Origin of the sequence: Bradyrhizobium sp. (genome assembly GCF_035935975.1) — a bacterium.
In the GTDB taxonomy this organism is placed as follows: domain Bacteria; phylum Pseudomonadota; class Alphaproteobacteria; order Rhizobiales; family Xanthobacteraceae; genus Bradyrhizobium.
Map to the genome: position 1 here is coordinate 481,268 of NZ_DASYWN010000041.1, position 13,982 is coordinate 495,249.

Here is a 13,982-nt window from a genome sequence, read left to right on the forward strand (position 1 = left end):
GGAGCAAACCGGGCATAGGGCACATGGCTTTCTGGATAACGAGCGCGGTCGGAGTGGTGATCGCCTATCTCCTGGGGTCCGCGCCCACAGGCTATCTGGCCGGCAAACTCCTCAGAGGCATCGATATTCGGGAGCATGGCTCCAAATCCACGGGAGCAACGAATGTCCTGCGGACTCTGGGAAAATGGCCTGCGTTGGCGGTGCTCATCGTCGACGTGCTGAAGGGCGTCGCGGCCATCATCATGGCCCGGTCGTTCTGCCCCTGGCTCGCTGCAAAGTTTTCCGCGACGCCGCCGACGGCGCTTGATCTGCAAGCCTGGGTGCCATGGACCGTTGGTTTGGCCGGCATTGCCGTGCTGCTCGGACACGGCCGCTCGATCTGGCTGAATTTCACAGGCGGAAAGTCCGCCGCGACCGGGCTGGGTGTGCTGCTCGCGATGTCCTGGCCGGTCGGATTGGGCGCTGCGACGACCTTCGGCATCGTGCTGGCGAGCACAAGGATCGTGTCCCTGAGCTCGATCCTCGCGGCGCTCACGGCCATCGTTCTCGTCTGCGTGTTCGATCACCCGCTGCCCTACCAGTTGCTGGTGATCGCCGGCGGCCTCTACGTGATCGTGCGCCATCGCGCCAACATCGGGCGGCTGTTGGCGGGGACGGAGCCGCGGCTGGGCCAAACTGGCCCGGAGCCGAAGGCGGAGGCGCAGGCCTAGCGAATGTCCCGGTGCCGGCCGACCTGGACGAGCCGGCCGGCTGCGCCTCGCTCAGGAACGAACGCGGATAATCGTACTCCCCTTGCGTCGCTCGGTCGGATTCAAGGCGGCGACGGCATCGTTGAGGGTCGAGACGTTGCCGATATTGGTCCGCAGTCGTCCGTCCCGCACCCGCTGGACGATCTCGTTCAGTTGGGCACGATCAGCCTCGACGACGAAGTCGATCGCGAGCCCGTTGGAAGGTCGCGCCTCCGCCGGCCTGACGATGGACACGAGTGTTCCCCCGGCTCGAATGAGTCCTGCGGATCGCTTCTGAACGTCACCACCGATGACATCGAACACCAGATCGACTTCGCCGACGTCCTCCAGTGCGTCGTTGTCGAGGTCGACGAACTCCTTCGCGCCGAGATCGAGCACCGTCTGACGATCGGCGGCGCGTCCGGAGCCGATGACGTACGCTCCGGCCTCTCGTGCGAGTTGCGTGACCATCGATCCGACTGCGCCTGCCGCCCCGTGTGCCAGCACTCTTTGCCCCGTCTGAAGCCGACCGTGCTGGAATAGCCCTTGCCACGCCGTGAGGCCCGAGATCGGCAGGCTCGCGCCGACGGTAAAGTCGACGTCGCCCGGAAGCGGCGCAAGGTTGCGCGCCTCGATCGCCACGTACTCGGCCAGCGCGCCGTCGCGATACCAGTCCGCGAGGCCGAACACGCGTTGTCCCACCGACAACCCCGTCGTTCCATACCCAAGGGCAGAGACCACTCCGGCCAGTTCGTGCCCAGGGATCGACGGCGTTCGGTCGCGATCGAGGCGATCGGCCCAGGTCGAGGGCCACGCAAGCTCTGTCGGGATAAATCTCGACGCATGAACCTGGACGACGACATCGTTTATCGCAGCCTGCGGCTCGGGCCGGTTCACCAGCTTCATGCCGCCCGTTCCTGCGGCTTGCTCCGTCACGACGATCGCCTTCATGGGATCTCTCCTTGGTCAGTTTTCTCTTCGGTGGAAATGTGAGGGAAGCGCGCACGCGCCGGCTTTCCACAAACTGCCAGGCAGTGTGGAACTCCTGTCTCCGTGTCAGCGATATGGTGTCTGCACCGACCGGAACTCCCGCGAAGCCCGATGGATCGGGCTCGCTCCGATCCATCGTCATGGCGAGTAGATGCGTTGCGCCCGCCTATAGAAAAGTACCAAGATTGATGATTTCGACTGTACCAGCCGATGCCATGATCTATAGGTGATCGAAAGCCAGCATCCCGCCGCGGCGCGGTCGACCGGAGTTTTCGTAAGTATGTCCCATCAAGACGACAGCCTTGCCGCGAAGATCGAAGCCTTCATCCGCACTGAGGTCATTCCCTACGAGAAGGATCCGCGGACAGGTCCGCACGGTCCGAGCGATGAGCTTGTGCAGGAATTGCGCGCCAAGGCGCGCAAGGCCGGCGTTCTGACGCCGCATATTCTCCCCGATGGATCGCATCTCACGCAACGCGAGACCGCAAAGGCCTTGATCAAGACCGGGCTCTCGCCGCTCGGGCCGTTGGCGTGCAACACCATGGCGCCTGATGAAGGCAACATGTACCTGCTGGGCAAGGTCGGGAGCCGCGAGCAGAAAGCGCGCTTCCTCGAGCCGCTCGTGTCGGGCAAAGCGCGCTCGGCGTTCTTCATGACCGAGCCTGCGGATGCGGGCGGAGCCGGGTCCGATCCGTCGATGATGCAGACGACGTGCCGGCTCGACGGCAATCACTGGATCATCAACGGGCGCAAGAAGTTCATCACCGGGGCCGAAGGCGCAAAGGTCGGGATCGTCATGGCGAAGTCCGACGACGGAGCCTGCATGTTCCTGGTCGATCTGCCCAATCCCGCGATCCGCACGCTGCGCGTACTTGATACGATCGACAGCTCGATGCCCGGCGGACATGCCGAGATCGACATCGAAAATCTTCGCGTGCCCGCCGACCAGATGCTCGGCGCGTCCGGCGAAGGTTTCAAATATGCGCAGATTCGCCTGAGCCCCGCGCGCCTGTCGCACTGCATGCGCTGGCTGGGCCTCGCGATCCGCGCCAACGAAATCGCCACCGATTACGCCTGCCGCCGGCAGGCGTTCGGAAAGCCGCTGGTCGATCACGAAGGCGTCGGCTTCATGCTGGCGGAGAACCTGATCGATCTCCAGCAATCGGAGCTGATGATCGACTGGTGCGCGGGCGTGCTCGACTCCGGCTCGCTCGGGACCAGCGAAAGCTCCATGGCGAAGGTCGCCGTGTCGGAAGCGCTGATGCGCGTCGCCGATCGCTGCGTCCAGGTCATGGGAGGCACCGGGGTCTCGACGGAGACGATCGTCGAGCAGGCCTTCCGCGAGATCCGCGCCTTCCGGATCTACGACGGCCCGACCGAAGTTCACAAATGGTCGCTGGCCAAGAAGATCAAGCGCGACTGGAAAGCAGGGCAACACTGACCGGCGCGGCGGCCCACGTAGGATGGGTAGAGCGCAGCGAAACCCATCGCGGTCGCACCGATCATCATTACGCGCTTGATCGGCCCGGGATCAGATGATGGGTTTCGCTGCGCTCTACCCATCCGACGGTCTACCAATGCAGCGCCTCACAAACGCGTCTCTCAGTGCAGCCAGTTGCGCGCTTGTCGCCCCCTGCTCCGCGTCGACCCGGTCTGCCGCCACGTCCATGTAAGCGATCGGCTGATCGAACTGGCTCGCCGTGAAATCGTAGCACCGGCCCTCGATCCGATTGTAGAAATGATCACCGGCCGGCAGTGGCGTCTTGAGCAAATTGCCGCCGAATAGCTCGTGGATCAACAGCGCGGTGACGTTGCACTGGCCCGCAGCCGGATTGTCCGCCGTCCATTGGCTGGAAGTGGACAGCGACCATGCCTTGCGCAGCGCGCTTTGAACCCCATCTGGATCGAAGCCCATCCGACGTCCTCACACAGGCCGCATACGCGATTTCGGATTTTTCGACATTGCCTTTATGCCACTGTTTTGCCCGACGAGTCAACCGGCGGTGGTGGTCAGCAGGGCCAGAGCAACGAGAAGCAACGGTGAGCCCAACTCCATCCGCCCGTCATTGCGAGCGGAGCGAAGCAATCCAGAGTCCCTCCGCGGCAAGATTCTGGATTGCTTCGCTCCGCTCGCAATGACGATGTGGAAGCAGGCGCGTGCCGAACATCGATGTCACTCCCGGACTGTTCTCGCGTCGGGCAAATCGTAGCACCGGTACCGGTTGCGCGATGATTGCGTCGTTCCGCAGATTTGGCCCGCTGCATCAAGCTGTTGGCGGCACCGACCAAGCCCCCCGCCCTCGCCTCGTTTCTACTGTGCATGGGGTTGTTTTCGACATTTTTTGTTTCGGCCCCCTCGAGACCGCCCGCGCCAACGAAAAAACCCGGCCTCGCGAACGAGGCCGGGCTCTGTCGTCTTGCGATGCTTCGTAAGATCAGCCGCGGGTGCGCGAGCGGATCATGAAGCTGTCGTAGGTGTATTCGGCGACCTGCCACCACAGATATTCGTCGGAGCGGTAGGCCTGCATGGCGTCGATCGACTTCTTGAAGTCGGGGTTCTTGGCCGAGATCTCGGCCCACAGCTCGTTGGTCGACTTGAGGCAGGCTTCCAGCACTTCGTTGGTGAAGGGACGAAGCTGGGTGCCGCCGGCGACCAGACGCTTCAGCGCCGCCGGGTTCTGCATGTCGTAGCGCGCGGCCATCCAGGTATTGGCGTTGGCCATCGCGTTGGTGAGGATCGCCTGGTAGTTCTTCGGCAGCGAATTCCACTTGTCGAGGTTGGTGAAGGCGTGGACGGTCGGACCGCCTTCCCAGAAGCCCGGATAATAGTAGTACTTCGCGACCTTGGCGAAGCCGAGCTTCTCGTCATCGTAGGGGCCGACCCACTCGGCCGCGTCGATGGTGCCCTTTTCCAGCGCCGGGTAGATGTCGCCGCCGGCAAGCTGCTGCGGCACGACGCCGACCTTCTGCAGCACCTGGCCGGCGATGCCGCCGATGCGCATCTTCAGGCCCGAGAGGTCCGCAACGGTCTTGATCTCCTTGCGGAACCAGCCGCCCATCTGGGTGCCGGTGTTGCCGCAGGGGAAGCCGATCACGTTCGACTTCTTGAAGAACTCGTTGCCGAGCTGCTCGCCGCCGCCCTGGTACCACCAGGAGTTCTGCTGGCGCGCGTTGAGGCCGAACGGCACCGAGGCGTAGATCGCCCAGGTCGGGTCCTTGCCGACGTAGTAGTAGGAAACGGTGTGGCACATCTCGACGGTGCCGTTCGAGGTCGCGTCGAGCGCCTGCAGGCCCGGGACGATTTCGCCGGCGGCGAACACCTGGATCTGGAACTTGTTGTCGGTCATCTCGGCGACGTACTTCGCCACCTGCTCGCCGCCGCCATAGATGGTGTCGAGCGACTTCGGGAAGCTCGACGTCATGCGCCACTTGACCTCGGGCGAGGACTGCGCGATCGCCGGCGAGGCTACCGCGGCGGTCGCCGCCGCGCCTGCTGCCGACACTTTCAGGAAATCACGACGCTTCATCTTCAGGTCTCTCCTTGCTGGGGCGTTTCCCCTAACTTCCTCTTTGCCGCCGCTCATTCCGGCGACGCGTATTGGCCGCGTCGAACCGAAGGGGGCTTGACTGCCGTGGGCCTTTAACACGGAAGCCTGCCTTTCGAAACGCGACATTGGCATGACGGGGCTCTACGAAAGTCGCATGTCCCCGGTCGATTGGCCCGACGGCCTCAGGCGGCTGCGATGGCGCCCTTGAGCTGGTCCCGGACCTGTCCCGCAATGGCGCGGTAGATCGCCGCATGGGGTCCGTCCGGCTCGCTGTCGACGACGGGATTGCCGGCATCGGAAGTGGCGCGAATCGCCATGTGCAGCGGGATCTCGCCCAGGAACGGTACTCCGAGCTTCTCGGCCTCGTGCCGCGCCCCGCCATGGCCGAAGATGTCGGATTTCGTGCCGCAATGCGGGCACTGGAAATAGCTCATGTTCTCGACGATGCCGAGCACGGGCACGTTGACCTTCTTGAACATCGCAAGCCCCCGGCGGGCGTCGATCAGCGACAGGTCCTGCGGGGTCGAGACGATCACGGCGCCCTTCAGTGGCACGTTCTGCGCCAGCGTGAGCTGGGCATCGCCGGTGCCCGGCGGCATGTCGACGACGAGTACGTCGAGCGTGCCCCATGCCACGTCGCGCAGCATCTGCGTCACCGCCGACATCACCATCGGACCGCGCCAGATCATCGCGGTCTCTTCCTCGACCAGAAAGCCGATCGACATGATGGCGAGACCGAAGCGGCGGAGCGGAATCATTTTTCGCTCACCATCCAGCTCCGGCTTCTCATGCAGGCCGGTCAGGCGCGGCACCGAGGGACCGTAGATGTCGGCATCGAGCAGCCCGACCTTGAGGCCGAGATCGCGCAGGCCCAACGCCAGGTTGAGCGCGGTGGTCGACTTGCCGACGCCGCCCTTGCCGGAGGCGACCGCGATCACGGCGGCGACGCCCGGAATCTCGGACTGCCGCGACATCGGCGATTGCGCGCCGCCCTGCGCCGGCGGCTTGTGGGCGTGGACCGGCTGCACGCCGGGCGTGCCGCGGCTCGGCTGCGGCGGTGGCGGGGGGGTTGAGCCCGGCTTGCGCTCGGCGGTCAGGGCGACCATCACGGTGGTGACGCCGGGAATGGTGCGCACGGCGGCTTCGGCCTCGGCACGGATCGATTCCCAGGCCCGCGCCTCGGCGGCATCGACGTTGATCGAGAAGAACACCTTGCCGTCGGAGGCGCTGATCGCGCTCAGCACATTGGCATTAGTGAGCGCGACCCCGCGGGGCGACTTGATCTTGGCGAGGCTGTCGAGGACCTGTTGCTGCGTCACGCTCAAAGCGCATCTCCCAGAAGTTCAAGATGCCCCATTAGAGCGGAAACGGCCAAAAGGCTACTGCCTGCCGATATCGTCTGCCATCTCGGTGGGCGCGGCCCCCTGCTCCTTCGCCGCCTCGTAATTCAGCTCGATCATGACCCCGTTGGGGTCGTGGACGAAGATCTGCCACAGGTCGCCGCCGGGCACCTGGCGGGAGTCGAATTTCATGCCTTTGGACGTCAGCCGCTGCTTCATGCCGTCGAAGCCGCGGCTGACGAAGGCGACATGGTGGACAACGCCGGAATCCGGCTTTTGCGGCTCGCTGGTCGGGGAAATATCGACGAGGTGCACCACCGGCTTGCCCTCGCTGTACATCCAGGCCCCCGGGAAGGCGAAGTTCGGCCGGGCGCCTTTTTCAAGGCCCAGCACGTCCTCGTAGAAGCGGACCGTCTCGGCCAGATTCCGGGTCCGGATGTTGAAATGATCGAGGACGCCAACGCTCACGCCGCCCATGCTTTCGCTCCCTTGTTTTGAAGTCCTTGAGGTGCGCCATCCTAGCACAGGGGACCGCCAAACGAAGCCGTTGCCCTCCGGCGGCAAGGGTTTATGGTGCGCCCGGTCCGCCCCCGGGCGGAACCTCAGGACCCCGGCTGGCGCCCCTCGCCCGGCTGCAACCGTAAAACTCAAGCTACGGACACACACATGGCTAAAGTCGCTTTCCTCGGTCTCGGCGTGATGGGCTTCCCCATGGCCGGACACCTCGTGAAAAAAGGGGGCCATGAGGTCACCGTCTACAATCGCACCGCCGCCAAGGCGAAGGAGTGGGCGGACAAGTTCGGCGGCAAGACCGCAGCGACCCCGAAGGCCGCAGCCGAAGGCCAGGATTTCGTGATGTGCTGCGTCGGCAACGACAACGATCTGCGCGCGGTCACGATCGGCGCTGACGGTGCGTTCGCCGGCATGAAGAAGGGCGCGACCTTCGTCGACCACACCACCGCCTCCGCCGAAGTCGCCCGCGAGCTCGATGCCGCCGCGACCAAGGCCGGCTTCAAGTTCGTCGACGCCCCCGTCTCCGGCGGCCAGGCCGGCGCCGAGAACGGCGTGCTGACGGTGATGTGCGGCGGCGCGCAGGACGCCTATGCCGGCGCCGAGCCGATCATCACAGCCTCCTATGCCCGCATGTGCAAGCTGCTCGGGCCCGCCGGAAGCGGCCAGCTCACCAAGATGGTCAACCAGATCTGCATCGCCGGTCTCGTGCAGGGCCTCTCCGAGGGTATCCACTTCGCCCAGAAGTCGGGCCTCGACGTCGCCGCCGTGATCGAGACCATCTCCAAGGGCGCGGCGCAGTCGTGGCAGATGGAGAACCGCTACAAGACCATGAACGATGGCAAGTACGATTTCGGCTTCGCCGTCGAGTGGATGCGCAAGGACCTCTCGATCTCGCTGGCCGAAGCCCGCCGCAACGGCGCCAACCTGCCGGTGACCGCACTGGTCGACCAGTTCTACTCGGAGGTCGAGAAGATGGGCGGCAAGCGCTGGGATACGTCGAGCCTGCTCGCGCGCCTCGCACGCTGATACCTGACTGACCCCGCCTTGCTGATCGCGCTCGCCGCCATCTTCGTCATAGCCTACGCGGCGATCGCGCTCGAACATCCGATCGGGGTCAACAAGAGCGCGTCCGCGCTGCTCGGCGCGGGCCTGCTCTGGACCGTCTACGCGATCGCGACGGGCGACCACACCCTGGTCGGCCGCGAGCTCGACGAATCCGTCGCCTCCACCGCACAGATCGTGTTCTTCCTGATCGGCGCGATGACCATCGTCGAGGTCGTCGACGCCCATGACGGTTTCGAGGTCATCACCTCCCGCATCAGCACGACGAGCCAGGTCCGCCTGATATGGCTGGTCGGATTCGTCGCGTTCTTCCTCAGCGCGATCCTGGACAATCTGACGACCACCATCGTCATGATCTCGCTGATCCAGCGGCTGATCGCCCGGCGCGAGGATCGCCTGCTGTTCGCCTCCGTCATCGTCATCGCCGCAAATGCCGGCGGCGCGTGGACCGTGATCGGCGACGTCACCACCACCATGCTGTGGATCGGTGGACAGATCTCCCCGCTCAAGATCATGGGTGCGGTGTTCCTGCCCTCGCTGATCAATCTGCTCGTACCGCTGGTCTTCATCAGCCTCGCATTGCGGGGCAAGACCATCGCACCGCCGCCGAAGCACGACGGGCTGCTGGCCGTTCGGCGGTTTGAGCGCAATTTGATGTTCTGGCTCGGGCTCGGCGTGCTGATCGCGGTGCCCGCCTTCAAGACGGTCACCCATCTGCCGCCGTTCATGGGCGTGCTGCTCGGGCTCGGGATCGTCTGGCTGGTGGGCGAGATCGTCCATCGCGACAAGGACGAGCATATCCGCCAGCCCCTCTCGCTGGCGCATGCCCTGACGCAGATCGACATGGGCTCGATCGTGTTCTTCGTCGGCATCCTGCTTGCGGTTGCCAGTCTCGAGCATGCCGGCCTGTTATCGATGCTCGCCAAATGGCTCGACGCGGCGATCGGCCGCCAGGACGTCATCGTCGTCGTGCTGGGCCTGCTCAGTGCCGTCATCGACAACGTGCCGCTGGTCGCCGCGACCATGGGCATGTACGACCTTGCGCATTATCCCACCGACAGCTTCCTCTGGGAGTTCATCGCCTATTGCGCCGGCACCGGCGGCTCGATCCTGATCATCGGCTCGGCCGCGGGCGTTGCCGCCATGGGGCTCGAGCGGATCGAGTTCCTCTGGTACGCCCGCCGTATCGCGGGACCTGCACTTGCGGGCTATCTGGCGGGCGCCGTGATGTACATTGCGCAGTATGCGGCGCTGCACTGAGCGGCCCTGCGCCTGACGAAAATTAACGCGCGGTTAACGTAATTCTTTAGCTCCTTAAGTCACCTCTTAAGGATTTCTTGCCAGAGATAGAGAATGCACGAGGCCCGCCTCGTGCGGGCAGGAATTGTTGTAGTTCGATGAGTAACCCCGCTGAAAAGCCAGAAGTCGTTCAGCTTCCGGCCGAGCCGACAAGCGCACCATCGGCGAGCAGCCGACGGGCTGCAGCGCAGCGGGTGCGCGAGGCGCGCGACAAGTTAACGTCGACCAGCGGAACCCGGCCGGCTTTCGATGCCGAGATGCTGCGCCAATATGCGCAGACGCGGCTGTCGGCCTCCTATGTCGTGATGCTGCTTGTGGTCGCCACCGGCGTGCTGTTCGGCCTGTGGATGCAGCCGATCCCGGCCGCGGCCTGGACCGCCGGCATGATCTGCATTCACGCCGCGATGATCCGCAGCTGCAAGCGCTTCCTGACCGAGCCCTCCTCGCCTGCGGCGACGCGGGCCTGGCGGACGCGCTTCGTCGTGCTCGACCTGCTCTATGGCCTGTGCTGGATGGCGATCCTGATCCATCCCGTGCTCGACATGGTCACGGAATCGCTGATGATGTTCCTGATGCTGCTGGTGATCGCAGTGTCGAGCATGCTCGCCGCCAACCTGCCGATCGCAGCCCTTGCCGCCACCGCGCCGGTCGCCGTCGCGATGGCGCTAAGCTTTGCGATGACCGGCTCGCTCGACAATTACATCCTGGCCGCGCTCGCGATTGCCGCCGAGGGCTATTTCGTGCTGCTCGCCCATCGCCTGCACTCCTCGACCTTCGCCACGCTCGAGGCGCGCGCCGAGAAGGATGCGCTGATCGGCGAGCTCGAACAGGCCAAGGCCATCTCGGACGAAGCGCGCCACCGCGCCGAATCCGCCAACGTCGCCAAATCGCGCTTCCTCGCACAGATGAGCCACGAGCTGCGCACGCCGCTGAACGCGATCCTCGGCTTCTCCGAGGTGATGAAGAGCGAGATCTTCGGCGCGCATGCGGTGCCGGTCTACAAGGAGTATTCGGCGGACATCCATAATTCCGGCGTGCACCTGCTCAACCTCATCAACGAGATCCTCGACCTGTCGCGGATCGAGGCTGGCCGCTACGAGCTCAACGAGGAAGCGGTGTCGCTGGTCGGCATCGTCGCCGACTGCCATCATCTGATGAAGCTGCGCGCCTCGAGCCGCGGCATCACCATCCACGAAGTGTTCGAGCAGGCGATGCCGCGGCTCTGGGCTGACGAGCGCGCGATCCGCCAGGTCGTGCTGAACCTGATCTCCAACTCGATCAAGTTCACCCCGCAGGGCGGCGAGATCTGGCTCAAGGCCGGATGGACCGCCTCGGGCGGACAATATCTCTCGGTGCGGGATTCCGGTTCCGGCATTCCCGAGGACGAGATCCCGGTCGTGCTCGCCTCGTTCGGCCAGGGCTCCAACTCGATCAAGTCGGCCGAACAGGGCGCGGGCCTCGGCCTGCCGATCGCCAAGAACCTGATCGACCTGCATGGCGGCACGTTCACGCTGAAATCGAAGCTGCGCATCGGCACCGAGGTGATCGTCACCTTCCCGCCGGAGCGCGTGATGAGCGCGCTGGCGCCGATGTCGGACGATTCCCCGCCGCTGCAGCCCGAGGGTTCCGTGGTGCCCGACGAGAAGCGCCGGCCGCGCCACAAGCCGATCATGAGCGCAGGTACCGGCTCTTAACGAGATGCTTGCAGAGATGCCCGACGATCCCTCACTATGTCCACATGAGCAAAGAAACGCCGTGCGTCGCCGTCTGCATGATCGATCCCAAGACCAAGCTGTGCTTCGGCTGCGGCCGCACCTTGCCGGAGATCGCGCGCTGGCACGCCATGGAGAGCGCGGAACGGCTGTCGGTCATGGCGCTGCTGCCGGCACGCATGGCGGACGCTGGCTTGCAGCCGATCGCGGGAACGCCGAAGCGCGCCTGACGGCCTTGCGCATCTGGGGAGGCGCGCAATGATCCGCTTCCTGCTCGTCCTCGTCATGCTCGCCGGCACGGCCGGCGCCGTCGTCGCCTATGGCGATCCCGACCAGTTCGTGCGCGCCAGCAACAAGGTCTCGCACATCTTCCGCGGACCGCCTGCAACGCCCGCCCCCGCCGTCCAGATCCAGCGCGGACAGGGCGGCGAATTCGCGCTGCGTGCGAAGATCAACGGCGTCGCCGCACCGATGGTGATCGACACCGGCGCGACGTCGGTGGTGCTGACCTGGGAGACCGCGAAGGCGATCGGGCTACCGCTCGAGATGCTCGAATACAACGTCGACCTCGAAACCGCCGGCGGCCACACCAAGGCCGCTCGTCTCACCCTCGACCGTCTCTCCGTCGGCCACCTCGTCGAGAAGTCCGTGCCGGCCCTCGTCGTACAGCGCGGGCAGATGAAGACCAACCTGCTCGGCATGAGTTTTCTCGATCGCCTGGAAAGCTGGGGCGTGCGCGCCGACAAGCTGATGCTTACCGGCTATCCGGAGCTGCAGGGCAGCCATCGTCGCCCGCGCACGACCGTCGACTAGGGGCAGCCGCCCCGTCCCCACGACGACCTCAATCGCCTCGCCAGACATCGAACCCGTGAACAAACGCGGCTGTGGTATTTCTGCTATTTACAAACCGTCTAGTCGGTTTATACAAGAGCCATTCCCGGATCGGGGTTGGACGAGCGCTGCGCCCCGAAGGACGCGGCCCAAGTGGGAGATTGAGAGTGATGACTGCCAGAGCCGCCTTACGCCGCACGATGCGGGCCTTACCCTTCGCCCTGCCCTTCGCCGCGGTGTTCGCCGCGAGCAGCGCCTGCGCTGCCGATCTGTCGCCGCGCTATGCCGCGCCCGCCTCCGCCTACACGGCTCCCCAGCCGGTCTATTCGTGGACGGGTCTCTATGCCGGCTTCAACGCCGGCTATGCCGAGAGCGGCGACGATGCCTTCAACAATCTCGTCGGCACCAGCGGCGGCAAGGTCAAGGGCGCGGTCGGCGGCGTGCAGATCGGCTACAACTACCAGATCTCGCCGATGTTCGTGGTCGGCATCGAGAACGACTTCGAGGGCGGCGACATCAAGAACCACGATGCGCTCAACAGCGCTGCGGTCAGCCTGCCCTGGTACATGACCGGCCGCGCCCGCGCCGGCATCGCGACGATGGATTCACGCCTGCTGTTCTTCGGGACCGCGGGTCTTGCCACCGGCGAATTGAAGGACGGGCCGGTCAACAAGATGAAGATGGGCTGGACGGCAGGCGGCGGCGTCGAATGGGCATTCCTGCCGAAATGGTCGGCCAAGGCCGAATATCTCTACACCGAGTTCAAGCACGACAATCTGCCGGACTGGAACGCGCCGAAATTCCACACCTTCCGCGTCGGCGTGAACTATCATTTCGACCTGTTCCGCTGAGGCGGATCGACGAAGAGCCGGATTTCGCGATCCGGCTCCTCATCCGACTGCGGCTAGGCGGCCACTTCAGCCAGAGCGCGCGCACCAACGCGCGCGATCGCATCACGCAACACCTCGACCCCGGCGCCCGGCTTGACGCCTTGCTCGGCAAGATGGCGGCGGAAAGCGCGCGCGCCGGGCACGGCGTGGAATGCGCCGACGAAATGCCGTGTCATCGAATGCAGCCGCGTGCCGCGCGCGAGCTGCGCCTCGATATAGGGCATCATCGCCTCGAACGCCTCCTGCATGGTCGCATGCGGCGCCGCCTCGCCGAAGATGTCCTGATCGACCGAGAGCAGCCGCCACGGCTCCTGATAGGCGGCTCGACCAAGCATCACGCCGTCAACATGTTCGAGATGCGCTTTGGCTTCGTCGATGCTCAGGACTCCACCATTGATGATGACGGGCACGTCGGGCATCGCGCGCTTGAGGCGATAGACGCGATCGTAGTCGAGCGGCGGGATGTCACGGTTCTCTTTCGGCGACAGGCCGTTGAGCCAGGCTTTTCGCGCATGCACGATCAGCGCATCGCAACCCGCGGCGACCACCGCGCGCGCAAGCGTATCGAGCGCGACTTCCGGATCCTGCTCGTCGATGCCGATCCGGCACTTCACGGTGACGGGCACGGCAACCGCGCCCTTCATCGCCTCGACGCAGCGCGCCACGAGGTCCGGCTCCGCCATGAGACAGGCGCCGAAGCGGCCATCCTTCACGCGGTCCGACGGACAGCCGACATTGAGATTGATCTCGTCATAGCCGAACTCCTCGCCGATCCGCGCAGCCTGCGCGAGCTCGCGTGGATCCGATCCGCCGAGCTGAAGCGCCACCGGATGCTCGACTGCGTCGAACCCGAGCAGCCGCTCCCGATCGCCATGAATGATGGCGCCCGTCGTCAGCATCTCCGTGTAAAGCAGCGCCCGCCGCGTGAGGTGACGATGGAACACCCGGCAGTGCCGGTCGGTCCAATCCATCATGGGGGCGACGGAGAAGCGATGATACAGCGATTTCAAATGCTTAACCTACTATCTCAATAGGATGGAAGAAGAACGTGTGCACTCCAAACTAGCCG

At 64.8% G+C, this 13,982-nt stretch carries 13 protein-coding genes and 1 pseudogene; 8 read left to right on the top strand and 6 right to left on the bottom strand.

Annotation, left to right across the window (positions count from 1 at the left end; translation table 11 throughout):
* Positions 1–23: 23 nt before the first annotated feature.
* On the top strand, positions 24–710 hold the full coding sequence (plsY, locus tag VGR99_RS25105) for a glycerol-3-phosphate 1-O-acyltransferase PlsY (protein WP_326902445.1): 687 nt from the start codon (positions 24–26) through the stop codon (positions 708–710).
* A gap of 51 nt (positions 711–761) precedes the next feature.
* Here the strand turns inward: plsY and VGR99_RS25110 are convergent, their stop codons facing one another.
* Positions 762–1,679, bottom strand: coding sequence for an NADP-dependent oxidoreductase (locus VGR99_RS25110; RefSeq protein ID WP_326902253.1), 918 nt, complete (start codon positions 1,677–1,679; stop codon positions 762–764).
* Positions 1,680–1,998: 319 nt separating this feature from the next.
* Between VGR99_RS25110 and VGR99_RS25115 the strand changes: the two genes are divergently transcribed.
* A complete protein-coding gene (locus tag VGR99_RS25115; RefSeq protein ID WP_326902255.1) occupies positions 1,999–3,159 on the top strand; it encodes an acyl-CoA dehydrogenase family protein in 1,161 nt (386 codons plus the stop codon).
* Between the two features lie 114 nt (positions 3,160–3,273).
* Here the strand turns inward: VGR99_RS25115 and VGR99_RS25120 are convergent, their stop codons facing one another.
* The 4 genes from VGR99_RS25120 to VGR99_RS25135 form a co-directional block, all read right to left on the bottom strand.
* Positions 3,274–3,633, bottom strand: coding sequence for a YunG family protein (locus tag VGR99_RS25120; protein WP_326902257.1), 360 nt, complete (start codon positions 3,631–3,633; stop codon positions 3,274–3,276).
* A 520-nt stretch (positions 3,634–4,153) separates the two neighbouring features.
* Positions 4,154–5,245 carry a TRAP transporter substrate-binding protein gene (locus tag VGR99_RS25125; protein ID WP_326902259.1) on the bottom strand — a complete coding sequence of 364 codons (1,092 nt, stop codon included), beginning with the start codon at positions 5,243–5,245 and terminating at the stop codon, positions 4,154–4,156.
* A gap of 203 nt (positions 5,246–5,448) precedes the next feature.
* Positions 5,449–6,591, bottom strand: a complete 1,143-nt coding sequence (locus VGR99_RS25130; protein WP_326902260.1) for an Mrp/NBP35 family ATP-binding protein — start codon at positions 6,589–6,591, stop codon at positions 5,449–5,451.
* Positions 6,592–6,645: 54 nt separating this feature from the next.
* Entirely contained in the window at positions 6,646–7,083 is a 438-nt protein-coding gene (locus VGR99_RS25135) for a VOC family protein (protein WP_326902261.1), read from the bottom strand.
* A 165-nt stretch (positions 7,084–7,248) separates the two neighbouring features.
* Between VGR99_RS25135 and VGR99_RS25140 the strand changes: the two are divergent.
* The 6 genes and pseudogenes from VGR99_RS25140 to VGR99_RS25165 all read left to right on the top strand — a co-directional run.
* Positions 7,249–8,145: pseudogene (locus VGR99_RS25140) on the top strand (NAD(P)-dependent oxidoreductase); the annotation flags it as partial.
* A gap of 18 nt (positions 8,146–8,163) precedes the next feature.
* On the top strand, positions 8,164–9,441 hold the full coding sequence (nhaD, locus tag VGR99_RS25145) for a sodium:proton antiporter NhaD (protein ID WP_326902262.1): 1,278 nt from the start codon (positions 8,164–8,166) through the stop codon (positions 9,439–9,441).
* Positions 9,442–9,578: 137 nt separating this feature from the next.
* Positions 9,579–11,174, top strand: a complete 1,596-nt coding sequence (locus VGR99_RS25150; protein WP_326902264.1) for a HAMP domain-containing sensor histidine kinase — start codon at positions 9,579–9,581, stop codon at positions 11,172–11,174.
* A gap of 44 nt (positions 11,175–11,218) precedes the next feature.
* Positions 11,219–11,422, top strand: a complete 204-nt coding sequence (locus tag VGR99_RS25155) for a DUF1289 domain-containing protein (protein WP_326902265.1) — start codon at positions 11,219–11,221, stop codon at positions 11,420–11,422.
* Positions 11,423–11,450: 28 nt separating this feature from the next.
* Positions 11,451–12,005, top strand: a complete 555-nt coding sequence (locus VGR99_RS25160) for a TIGR02281 family clan AA aspartic protease (RefSeq protein WP_326902267.1) — start codon at positions 11,451–11,453, stop codon at positions 12,003–12,005.
* A 188-nt stretch (positions 12,006–12,193) separates the two neighbouring features.
* Positions 12,194–12,874, top strand: coding sequence for an outer membrane protein (locus tag VGR99_RS25165; RefSeq protein WP_326902268.1), 681 nt, complete (start codon positions 12,194–12,196; stop codon positions 12,872–12,874).
* A gap of 53 nt (positions 12,875–12,927) precedes the next feature.
* On the opposite strand, the gene dusA is transcribed toward VGR99_RS25165, so the two are convergent.
* Positions 12,928–13,914, bottom strand: coding sequence for a tRNA dihydrouridine(20/20a) synthase DusA (gene dusA, locus VGR99_RS25170; protein WP_414645170.1), 987 nt, complete (start codon positions 13,912–13,914; stop codon positions 12,928–12,930).
* Positions 13,915–13,982: the final 68 nt, after the last annotated feature.

Excerpts from the sequence above, each read along its gene's own strand:
- plsY (WP_326902445.1), top strand. The coding sequence starts at position 24 with ATGGCTTTCTGGATAACGAGCGCGGTCGGAGTGGTGATCGCCTATCTC.
- VGR99_RS25115 (WP_326902255.1), top strand. The coding sequence starts at position 1,999 with ATGTCCCATCAAGACGACAGCCTTGCCGCGAAGATCGAAGCCTTCATC.
- VGR99_RS25110 (WP_326902253.1), bottom strand. The coding sequence starts at position 1,679 with ATGAAGGCGATCGTCGTGACGGAGCAAGCCGCAGGAACGGGCGGCATG.
- VGR99_RS25125 (WP_326902259.1), bottom strand. The coding sequence starts at position 5,245 with ATGAAGCGTCGTGATTTCCTGAAAGTGTCGGCAGCAGGCGCGGCGGCG.
- VGR99_RS25135 (WP_326902261.1), bottom strand. The coding sequence starts at position 7,083 with ATGGGCGGCGTGAGCGTTGGCGTCCTCGATCATTTCAACATCCGGACC.
- VGR99_RS25150 (WP_326902264.1), top strand. The coding sequence starts at position 9,579 with ATGAGTAACCCCGCTGAAAAGCCAGAAGTCGTTCAGCTTCCGGCCGAG.
- VGR99_RS25160 (WP_326902267.1), top strand. The coding sequence starts at position 11,451 with ATGATCCGCTTCCTGCTCGTCCTCGTCATGCTCGCCGGCACGGCCGGC.
- VGR99_RS25120 (WP_326902257.1), bottom strand. The coding sequence starts at position 3,633 with ATGGGCTTCGATCCAGATGGGGTTCAAAGCGCGCTGCGCAAGGCATGG.
- VGR99_RS25165 (WP_326902268.1), top strand. The coding sequence starts at position 12,194 with ATGACTGCCAGAGCCGCCTTACGCCGCACGATGCGGGCCTTACCCTTC.
- VGR99_RS25155 (WP_326902265.1), top strand. The coding sequence starts at position 11,219 with ATGAGCAAAGAAACGCCGTGCGTCGCCGTCTGCATGATCGATCCCAAG.